This window comes from uncultured Clostridium sp., assembly GCF_937920395.1.
Classification (GTDB): Bacteria; Bacillota; Clostridia; order Clostridiales; family Clostridiaceae; genus Clostridium_AD.
On the sequence record NZ_CALEVF010000104.1, the window covers coordinates 1 to 8,580 of the forward strand.

At 28.4% G+C, this 8,580-nt stretch carries 8 protein-coding genes and 1 pseudogene; all 9 read left to right on the forward strand.

Annotated features, from left to right (window positions below; all coding sequences use genetic code 11):
* Positions 1-167, forward strand: a 167-nt coding sequence (locus tag Q0649_RS23060; RefSeq protein WP_367179367.1) for a YhcH/YjgK/YiaL family protein, incomplete at its 5' end; no start/stop codon positions are given.
* A gap of 378 nt (positions 168-545) precedes the next feature.
* A complete protein-coding gene (locus Q0649_RS09085; protein WP_367179368.1) occupies positions 546-1,628 on the forward strand; it encodes a glycoside-pentoside-hexuronide (GPH):cation symporter in 1,083 nt (360 codons plus the stop codon).
* A 313-nt stretch (positions 1,629-1,941) separates the two neighbouring features.
* A complete protein-coding gene (locus Q0649_RS09090; RefSeq protein WP_298840544.1) occupies positions 1,942-2,367 on the forward strand; it encodes an HIT family protein in 426 nt (141 codons plus the stop codon).
* A 168-nt stretch (positions 2,368-2,535) separates the two neighbouring features.
* Complete coding sequence (locus tag Q0649_RS09095; protein WP_298840547.1) at positions 2,536-3,522, forward strand: LacI family DNA-binding transcriptional regulator; 987 nt, start codon at positions 2,536-2,538, stop codon at positions 3,520-3,522.
* A 57-nt stretch (positions 3,523-3,579) separates the two neighbouring features.
* The gene (gene kduI / locus Q0649_RS09100; protein ID WP_298840550.1) at positions 3,580-4,410 is read left to right on the forward strand and encodes a 5-dehydro-4-deoxy-D-glucuronate isomerase; all 831 of its coding nucleotides are present in this window, start codon (positions 3,580-3,582) and stop codon (positions 4,408-4,410) included.
* 179 nt (positions 4,411-4,589) lie between these two features.
* On the forward strand, positions 4,590-6,101 hold the full coding sequence (locus Q0649_RS09105; protein WP_298840552.1) for a sensor histidine kinase: 1,512 nt from the start codon (positions 4,590-4,592) through the stop codon (positions 6,099-6,101).
* Entirely contained in the window at positions 6,079-7,641 is a 1,563-nt protein-coding gene (locus Q0649_RS09110) for a helix-turn-helix domain-containing protein (RefSeq protein WP_298840554.1), read from the forward strand. The genes Q0649_RS09105 and Q0649_RS09110 overlap by 23 nt, the downstream gene beginning before the upstream one ends.
* Positions 7,642-7,803: 162 nt before the next feature.
* Entirely contained in the window at positions 7,804-8,127 is a 324-nt protein-coding gene (locus Q0649_RS09115) for a cupin domain-containing protein (RefSeq protein WP_298840557.1), read from the forward strand.
* A 171-nt stretch (positions 8,128-8,298) separates the two neighbouring features.
* Positions 8,299-8,580: pseudogene (locus Q0649_RS09120) on the forward strand (TRAP transporter substrate-binding protein); the annotation flags it as partial.

Genomic DNA, 8,580 nt, shown 5'->3' on the forward strand with positions numbered 1-8,580 from the left:
AATATAATGAAGAAAAAGATGTTTTTTTTCTTAAAGGTGAAGGAGATATGTTATTAGTAAAGGAGGGTACATTTGCTATATTTGCGCCAGAGGATGTTCACATGCCAACGATTAATGCTGGAAATACAAAGCATGTTAAAAAAGTAGTTGTAAAGATTTTAGTGTAGATATTAGTTAAATATTGCAAATATCAAGGTTATGTACCAAGATATTTGCTATTAACATTAAAATTTAGGCCTATTTGTTAAAAAAACTACAATCAATATAAAAATATGTTAACGATAACAATTTTATGTTGATTTTTAAAAAAAATAAGGTTATAATAAAAAAATAGCGAGTTGTTTACGTTAACATAAAAGTACTAAATTTAAAAATGGAGGTAAAAATATTAATGTGTTCAGAGTAAATTGGAATAATATTTATTATTTAATTAGGTGAATATAAATTTTAGCTAAAGAAATAATAATTGCAATGAACTTTTCGAAAAATATAATTTTAATTAACATGAGGAGCATAAGATAAAAAAATTAACATTAAAAGAAAAAATATCATACGGATTTGGAGATATGGGAAATGGATTTATGTTTGACATGGGTCAACTTTATTTACTAAAATTCTTTACAGATGTTGCAGGTATTCCAGCAGCAGTTGCAGGAGGAGTCTTTTTATTCACAAAATTATTTGATGCAATAGTTGATCCTTTAGCCGGAACTTTTATTGATACTAGAAAAGGAAAACCAGGTGCAGGAAAGTATAGACAAATTATGCTTATAGCCAGTATAGTACTTGCAATTATATCAGTATTTGTGTTTTTAGCACCTAACTTTTCCCTTGAGGGTAAAATCATATACGCATATGGATCATATATGGCGTGGGGTGTAGCATACTCATTTACAAATATTCCTTATGGCACACTAGCAGCTACTATGACTCAAAATCCTCAAGAAAGAACATCGCTTGCTTCTTTTAGGCAATTAGGCAGTACTATGGCTTTGTTAATATCAACTGTAGTTGTGGTACCTCTTGTTGCAAAATTTAATAATCCAAACTTGGGATGGCCAGTTGCCATTGCTATTATGGCACTCTTTGGCATAGGTGCATTTTATATAACTTTTAGAAATTGTAGAGAAAATGTACCAGTAGCTAAAGTTGAAACTCAAAAAATAGATTTTAAAGATATAATAAAAACAATATTTACTAACAGACCACTACTTGTACTAATTTTAATGACAATATTCTCAATTTCAGCATTTAATCTTAGATCAGCAATGTTATTGTATTTTTGCCAGTATAATCTTGGTAATAAGGGATTAATGGCTTATGTAGGATTTGTAGCTATAGGCTGTTCATTACTAGGTGTTGTGGCTATGCCGATATTATCAAAAAGATTTGGTAAGAAAAATACAGTTATAATTGGATTTGCAATCAGTATAATAGCTGATTTACTAAACTTTGTATTACCACTACATTTAGTTTCATTTATTGCACTTCAAAGTATAGCTTACTTCGGATTAAGTATTCCTAATGGAATGACTTGGGCATTAGTTTCTGATGCTATTGATTATGGTGAATGGAAAACTGGAGAAAAAAGAGGAGCTATAACTTATTCTGTATTTAACTTTTCATGAAAAATAGCTCAATCAGTAGCTGGATTTGCCGCTGGTATTGGTTTAGCATTAACAGGATATATACCAAAGGTAGCACAATCATCAGGTGCATTACTTAGAATAAAAGGATTACTCCTATTGTATCCAGCTTTTGCTCTTGGAATAGCAATGCTTGTAATCAGTACATTATATAATTTAACAGATAAAAAATATCTTGAAATAGCAAGTGACCTTAGAAAAAGAAATTCATAGAAATAAATGAATGAAAACTATTACAAAATATAAGGTTAATGATACAATTAAATTAAGGTATTAAAAAAAGGGGAGATTTAATATGAACTTTGATAATGATTGCTTTTATTGTGTTAAGGACGAAAGGCTTTCTAATTTAATGATTGAAATATGTAAGCTTAAGGCTTCAACATTGTATTTATTTAAAGAACAGACTTATAAGGGTAGATGTGTTGTAGCATATAATGATCATAAAAGTGAAATTTTCAATTTAACTGATGAGGAACTTTCAGCATTCATGGGTGATGTGTCAAGAGTGGCAAGTGCTTTAAACAAAGCATTCTCACCTGATAAAATTAATTATGGCGCTTATGCTGATACCATGACTCATCTTCATTTTCATATAGTTCCTAAATATAAAGGTGGACCTTCTTTTGGAGGAACATTTGAAATGTCACCGAGTGACAAGGTTTTTCTTAAAGATGAAGAATACAAACAATTAATATACAAAATAAAAGAAAATTTATAATTAAGATTACATATATATAAAAAATTATAAAGGATATTTGAAAAAGACAGGCCTTCTCTGGTCTGTCTTTTTGTGCTTAAATGTTGTAATACATATTAACTAATGGTATAGTGTAGATAAGCCGTTAACGTTAACGGAAAATATTAATTTAACGGTTAGGAGAAAAATATGGTAGGAATAAAGGATATAGCAAGAGAATGTAATGTTTCTGCAACTACTGTATCTAGGGCATTAAATAATAGCAAAGAGATATCTAGGAAAACAAAAGAGAGAATACTAAAAACATGTAAGGAAAAGGGATACATACCTAATGCTGCGGCTAGAAGTCTTATTTTAAATAAGACTAATATGATTGGGCTTCTAATACCAGATATAACTAATCAATATTATGCATATGTGAGTAAAGGAGTTAGTTCATATTTGGAAAAAATAGGTTATGGACTTGTTCTCTGTAACAGTGATAGGAATAAAGAAAATGAAAACAGGTATATTGATTTTCTAGCACAGAAAAGGGTTGATGGAATAATACTTATTCCAGTAAAACCCAAAGCGAGTGATTATAAAAAAATTATAGAAAATGTTCCTCTAGTAATGGCAGATAATTATGTAGAGGATTTAGAAGTAAGTTATGTAGGTAATGATAATTATATTGGTGCTAGAAAAATAGTTTCTCATATGCTAAGGCAAGGATACAGAAGAATTGGAGTAATACTTGGTGATGAATCATCTACTGCAAGTAACGAAAGACTAAAAGGATATAAAGATATATTAACGCAAAGCAATATAGAAATTAAGAATGATATTTTATTAAACAGTAGTGCAAATTTTGAAGATGGCTTTAAGTTAGCTAAAATCCTTATAAATAAAAAGGTAGATGCTATTTTTACTATAAATGATTCTGTAGCAATGGGTGTTATGAAGTATGCTCACATGAATAATATTTTAATACCAAAAGAGCTTGGTATAGCAGGGTATGATGATATTGAACAAGCGGCTATGTTAACGATTCCGCTAACAACAGTTCACCAAAAAAAATTTGAGCTAGGGGAAATCGTAGCAAAAGTTTTGATTGCTGAAATTAATAATCATCAGATTGCTAAACAAATAATTATATTACAACCTGAGCTTATTGTAAGAAAATCATGTAACGAATAAACTAGAAGTAATTAAATTAGCAGTTTAGTAATAAAAAATATATTAGGAGGAATTGTAATGGAAATAAGATATGCAAGTAATGATGAAGATGCAAAGAGTTATGATACTACGCAATTAAGGAAACATTTTTTAATTGAGGATTTATTTGTGACAGGTGAAATAAAGATGGTTTATAGTCATATTGATAGAATAATAGTTGCAGGTATAGTGCCAACCAATAAGGCTCTTGTACTTGAGGGAAGTAAAGCTTTAGGTTGTGATTATTTTCTACAAAGACGTGAACTGGGGGTTATCAATATTGGTGGAGCAGGAACAGTAACTTTAGATGGTGAAAAACATGAACTAGGAGCTAGAGACGGTCTTTATGTTGGACTAGGAATTAAAGAAATTAGTTTTACAAGTGTGGACGCTAAAAATCCAGCTAAATTTTATATGAATAGTGCAACAGCACATAAAAACTATCCTACAGTAGAAATCAGTTTAGAAAAGGCTAATAAGGTCCAAGCGGGTTCAGATGAAGAATGTAATAAAAGAGTAATAAACCAATATGTTCATCCAGCAGTTTGCAAAAGCTGTCAATTAGTTATGGGAATGACAATACTTAGTTCGGGTAGTGTATGGAATACAATGCCTTGCCATACTCATGATAGACGTATGGAAGTATACTTATATTTCGATATGGATGAAGAAAATGTTGTATTTCATCTTATGGGAACACCACAAGAGACAAGACATATTGTTATGAAAAATGAACAAGCAGTTATCTCACCAAGCTGGTCTATACATTCAGGTGTTGGAACAAAAAACTATACTTTCATTTGGGGTATGGTTGGAGAAAATCAGGAGTTTACAGATATGGATGCAGTCTTAACTAAAGATATAAAATAAATATAAAACAAACATTAAAAGTGATACATTGAATTAAATTCATATGTATCACTTTTTTGTTATAATAATTGTTAGACTGTATATGAATTAGATAGTATAATAAAGGTATAATGATGTAACATTTTATATATTATACATAAAAATTACAAAAGGTATTATTTGTTTTAAAGGAGCTTAAAATGAAATTAAAGAAATTTACTAGTAAAAGGTCAATAGGAGGAAAGGTTTTTAATAATTTTATACTTATTATATTACTAATGAGTATTGGTTTCATTTTTTCTTTGTATGAAAAAAAAATAACTGCTAAGAATTATGATGATTATACAAATATAAATATAAAATTGAGTACACTATCACTAGAATTTAGTAATAGTTGGGGTTATTTCGATATGTTTATAAAAACAAAAGATGATAGTAATATTCAAAAATATACTGATTCAAATAATAAAATAGATAATTTATTGCTCCAAATTCAACCCTACATCGAAAAAGATGAAAATAGTAGTATTTATTTAAGAAATTTAAATAACATGTATGATATTTATAAGACTAAGTCTTATCATTTAATGAGTAAAGTTATTAATTCAGAAAGACTAGATCCAAGTAGTTATAATAAATTAACTGAAATAAAAACTCTATTTACTTATATAACTAAACATTCGGAGTCATTGTTAGTGTCATATTTGCAGTATAGTAATAATAAATATTCTATTTCTGTGCAGAAGTACAATAATACAGAGAGCAAAATTTATACTGGGTTAATATTCATTATTTTAGTTAGTTTTGTTTTTACTATGATGGTAAGCCACGATTTAAACAATACGATAGGTAAACTTAGGTCTTATGCTGAACTTTTAACTGATGCAAAATGGGGGATACCAGATCTTAAGGATCAAAAATATGAGGAGCTAAATAGTCTTGCTAAGGCTTTTGATAAGATGAAATATAGTATTCGTGAATTTATACAGGAATTAAATGAAAAAGCTGAAATTGAAAATAGGTACCATGCCGAAAAGCTTAAAAACACTGAGAAGGACAAATTAATTAAGGAAACACAATTGTCAGCATTGCAATCACAGATGGATCCACATTTTTTATTCAACACTTTAAATACTATTGGTAGAGTAGCTATGTTTGAGGATGCAGATCAAACGGTGAAACTAATAGAAGCTACTTCAAAAATATTGAGATACAATTTGGACTGCAAGGACAAAATGGTAGAATTAAAGGAAGAAATTCGTATGGTTAAAGCCTATGTTATTATACAAGAAACTAGGTTTCAAGATCAAATGAGTTTTATATTTAATATTGACGAAACTTTGGATAATATTAAAGTGCCACCGATGCTTATACAACCTATTGTTGAAAATGCAATAATTCATGGATTAAAAGAAAAAGATAGTGGTGGAATAATACATATTACTGTAGCAAAGGATAAGAATAATTTTATTTCTATTAGTATTAAGGATAACGGTGTTGGAATGGATAATGAAAAAATTGATATATTATTGAGTGATATAAAAAATAGATCAACTGGACTCGGAGTTTTTAATGTGAAAAAAAGATTAGAACTTTATTTTGATAGGGGGGATTTATTTAAAATTCAAAGTGAAAGAGGGGAAGGGATGGAAGTAATAATTTCCATTCCTATTAATGGGGGTGAAGATATTGATAAAGCTTTTAATTGCTGAAGATGAGGCTTTAGAAAGAAAGGCTCTTCGGTTTCTGCTAAAAAAATACTTTTCACAAAGCATTGAAGTTGTAGATGAGGTTAGTAATGGAAGGGATGCAGTAGATGATGCAATACTTCTAAAACCTCATATTATATTAATGGATATTCATATGCCGATAATGGAGGGACTCGAGGCCTGTAGTATTATTAAAGAAAGTTATCCGCAAACTGAATTTATAATAATTACTGCTTTTAATTATTTTGATTATGCGAAAAAGGCATTAAGTATTGGAGTAAGCGATTACTTATTAAAGCCTTTTTCAAATGATGAATTTGTAAACTCAGTAAATAAAGTAATTAATAAAATTAACACAAAGAATTTAATAGAAAATAAAAATATTCGATTAAAGGAAACTTATAAGAAAATATCGCCTTATGTTGAAAAACAAATGGTAGAAAACATAGCTTATGGATTAACATTAACTGAAGATCAATTTAATAAGTATAGAGATATTTTTAAAATTGATAGTGCTAAGTTTTGTTGCATTGTATTTAATTTAAATGAAAAAAAGTTATTTAATGAGAATAGTATAACTTTAATAAAAAATAAATTGAATATCTTATTTCCGAGTATTATTGGTGGGATATGTTTAAATGATATTATATTATTTGTCTTTGATGAATCCGTTGGTAGTAAAATTTTAAGTAGAGGTTTTGAAAGTCTGTTAAATGATTTGCGATTGGAGTTTAAAATAAGATATGATATAACAGTATATGTAGGTATTTCTGCTGTTAACGATGGAATTAATCAATTATATCTCGCTTATAAAGAAGCTAAGAGATGCTCTGAAAACTTTGAAAATGTAGATACACAAATTGGTAGTAAATTTCAAACAAATATTAGCATCACAGGCGATGTAAATGAAGTTAATCATATTTTAAGTGGAAAAGTAATAAAGGAAGATTTAAATGGAGCAATAATTGAATTAGATATTATTTTAAGTGACTTATTGAGCGGAGATGGTAGTCCTAATCTAGTGGTTTTAAAAAAAATACTTTTACATATTATAGATAGTGTTATTGAGGATATAAATAAATTCACCGGAAAAGACTTCGAAGATTTTAGTAAAAATAAAATCCTTGAAGAACTTATTAACTTAAGAAAAATTTCAGATTTAAAAAATTGTGTAAGTCTAGTGCTAAAAAATCTTATAACTTACATATCAAGCTATAAAAGGAGCAAAAATATCGATGTAGTGGAAAAGGTTAAAAAATATATAGAAAATAATTATATGAATGATGTTAGTCTAGATAAATTAGCTCATTATATATCTATGAGTAGTTTTTATTTAAGTAGAATTTTTTCTAAAGTGGAAGGTACAAATATTAAGGAATATATAATTAAAATTAGAATGGAAAAGGCAAAGAGTATGCTAATAGAAGGAAAAAAATCAGTAAAACAAATTGCATTTGAGGTTGGATACTTGGATCAGAATTATTTTAGTAAAGCATTTAAGAAGTATACTAATATATCGCCTAAGGAGTACTGCAATTTATAGAATAGAGTACAGAAGGGTATATAGTTGTAAATTCAAATAATAAATTGCATAAATTAAACAAATAAGTTAAGATAATCACAAATAAGTATAATATTTTAAATAGCCAATGGTAACGATTAATAATTATTTTATGAGCAATAGAAATTTAAGGAGGAATTGAGTATGATAGTAAGAAATGATGATGTTAAACTTGAGGATTTAGGAAAGGGTGTATCTCGAAAGGTACTAGCACAAGTAACAAATATAATGATGGTTGAAGTGCATTTTAAAAAAGGTTCAGTCGGAGAAGTTCATTCACATATGCATGAACAAATTAGTTACATACTAAAAGGAAGTTTTGAGTTAAACATTGATGGTAAAAAGGAAATAGTAAAAACTGGTGATACTTATTATGTTAAGCCAAATGCACTTCATGGTGTTTTAGCATTAGAAGATGCAACAATATTAGACGTGTTTACTCCTCGCAGAGAAGATTTTCTAAAATAAATCAAACATAATGTATTCCCTCATCATCATGTATTTTTAATATGATGATGAGGGAATTTTTTAATATGACAATCGATTACATATAATCGCAAGTTTTTCTTCTAGTAAAGGGTTTCATAAAATAGTATTATAATATTATAAACAAGAAAGATTCTTAGGGGGGCAAAAATAATGAATAAAAAGAAATTTATCGCAATATTTTCATGTCTTGTACTAACTGTAGGAATGTTAGCTGGTTGTGGAAGCAAAACATCAACTGCTACAAAGGGTGCTGCTAAAACAGCAACTAAATCAGTTACTTTAAGATTATCAGATAATCAACCTGCTGGATATCCAACAATAATAGGAGATCAAGCATTTGCTAAAGAGGTAGAAGCCAAAACAAATGGCAGAATAAAAATAAAAGTATTTTTAGGATCACAACTTGGGGATGAAAAAAGTACTATAGAACAA

What these genes read in the sequence shown, in the direction of transcription:
- Q0649_RS09090 (WP_298840544.1), top strand. Translation starts at nt 1,942, where the DNA reads ATGAACTTTGATAATGATTGCTTTTATTGTGTTAAGGACGAAAGGCTT.
- Q0649_RS09095 (WP_298840547.1), top strand. Translation starts at nt 2,536, where the DNA reads ATGGTAGGAATAAAGGATATAGCAAGAGAATGTAATGTTTCTGCAACT.
- Q0649_RS09105 (WP_298840552.1), top strand. Translation starts at nt 4,590, where the DNA reads ATGAAATTAAAGAAATTTACTAGTAAAAGGTCAATAGGAGGAAAGGTT.
- Q0649_RS09115 (WP_298840557.1), top strand. Translation starts at nt 7,804, where the DNA reads ATGATAGTAAGAAATGATGATGTTAAACTTGAGGATTTAGGAAAGGGT.
- kduI (WP_298840550.1), top strand. Translation starts at nt 3,580, where the DNA reads ATGGAAATAAGATATGCAAGTAATGATGAAGATGCAAAGAGTTATGAT.